Source organism: Amnimonas aquatica, from assembly GCF_002943415.1.
Classification (GTDB): domain Bacteria; phylum Pseudomonadota; class Gammaproteobacteria; order Pseudomonadales; family Moraxellaceae; genus Perlucidibaca; species Perlucidibaca aquatica_A.
In genome coordinates, this window is the sequence record NZ_PTQZ01000291.1 from 1 (window position 1) to 1,652 (window position 1,652).

Annotated in this window: 3 protein-coding genes; all 3 read right to left on the reverse strand. The window is 70.2% G+C overall.

Features of this window, described 5'->3' with window-relative positions:
- Positions 1-218 precede the first annotated feature (218 nt).
- Positions 219-746: a recombination mediator RecR gene (locus tag C5O18_RS09200; protein WP_105193316.1), complete on the reverse strand. Its 528-nt coding sequence runs from the start codon at positions 744-746 to the stop codon at positions 219-221.
- Positions 747-765: 19 nt separating this feature from the next.
- Positions 766-1,095, reverse strand: a complete 330-nt coding sequence (locus C5O18_RS09205; RefSeq protein WP_105193318.1) for a YbaB/EbfC family nucleoid-associated protein — start codon at positions 1,093-1,095, stop codon at positions 766-768.
- 30 nt (positions 1,096-1,125) lie between these two features.
- Positions 1,126-1,652: DNA polymerase III subunit gamma/tau C-terminal domain-containing protein (locus C5O18_RS09210; protein WP_206389837.1), on the reverse strand; the 527-nt coding region annotated here is incomplete at its 5' end.

Below are 1,652 nucleotides of genomic sequence, written 5' to 3' on the forward strand. Positions count from 1 at the left end.
GGACCGTGCTCGAAGGTGGTGGACAGGTGGATCGGCGGCGCCACCGCGCCGGTCTCCGGGTCGGCCTCGGCGCCGGCGCGCATGGCCAGGGTATCGAAATGCATGGGAATCTCCCGGCGGGACTCAGGGGAAACGGAAGGCGGCCGGCAGGGCCGGCGCGCCGTCATCGCGGCATCCGGACATGCTGCCACGCCCGTATCACGCCATGATGATGCCAGTCAGATCGGCCGTCGCCCGCTCAGCGCGTGGGTCAGCGTGCTGCCGTCGACGAACTCCAGCTCGCCGCCGACCGGCACGCCGTGAGCGATGCGCGTGACCGCCAGCGGCAGGCCGCGCGTGGCTTCGCGCAGGTAGTNCAGGCGCCCGATCAGCTTCGGCAGCCCCAGCTCGCCGGGCCCGATGCCGTCCAGCGGCGACAGCCGCCCGAGCAGCACGAAATAGCGGCCCCGGTAGCTGCCGCTCTGCTCCAGCGCCAGCACGTCCATGGGGCTCTCGACCACGCAGAGCTGCGTGTCGTCACGGCCGGGATCCCGGCAGATGTGGCAGACCGGCTGCTCGGTGAGGTTGCGACAGACCTCGCAGTGCTCGACCTGGTGCAGTGCCTGCTCCAGCGCGCGCGCCAGCCGCAGGCCGCCCGGACGCTGGCGCTCGAGCAGGTTCAGCGCCATGCGCTGCGCCGACTTCGGGCCCACGCCCGGCAGCACGCGCAGCGCATCGATGAGGTCGCGGATCAGCGGACTGAGCACGGCACCAGACCCGGACGCGTCAGAACGGGAGCTTGAAGCCGGGCGGCAGGCCCAGGCCGGCGGCGGCACCGCCCATGGCTTCCTTGCTGGTCGCCTCGACCTTGCGCACGGCGTCGTTGACGGCGGCGGCGATCAGGTCCTCCAGCACTTCCTTGTCTTCGCCGAGCAGGCTGTCGTCGATGCTCACGCGCTTCACGTCGTGATGACCGGTCATGGTCACCTTGACCAGGCCGGCGCCGGACTCGCCGACCAGCTCGGTCTTGGCCAGCGCTTCCTGGGCCTGCTGCATCTTCTTCTGCATCTGTTCCTGCATGCGCTGAGCCTGCTGCATAAGTTGCTGCATATTCATTGGCTTACATCCTCTTTCAAGAAATAGAATTCAGTGTGGCAGGGTCAGCGACTCGGGCACCAGCACGGCATCGAAGGTGGTCATGACCGCCTTCACAACCGGGTCCTGGCGCAAGGCCGTCTCGGCCTGGACGCGACGTTCCTGCAACAGGCGCTGGCGACGCTGCACCGGGGTTTCCACCCCGGGCTCGCGGATCTCCAGCATCACCGCCTGGTCGGGAAACTGCGCCGCGAGCTTCTGCTGCAGCTGCGGCAGGGCCTGGCCGCCGGCCAGCATCTGGTACTTCGGCGACAGCTGCAGCTCCCAGCGGCCGCCGGCCACCACGGTCAGGTGGGCATGACGGGCCAGGTTCAGCGCCGCGCCGGCGAGGCCGGAAGCGTGATCGACCCAGTCGGCCCAGGATTCGGGCGTCCAGCCGCCGTCGGTCGGACGCGCCGCCGCAGCAACGGACAGCGCAGGCTCACCCGGTGCCACGACAGGCTGAGCCACCGGGACCGGCACGACGGCCTGTGCCACCGGCACCGGGGGAGCCACCTCGGTGATGGCGGCACGCGCGG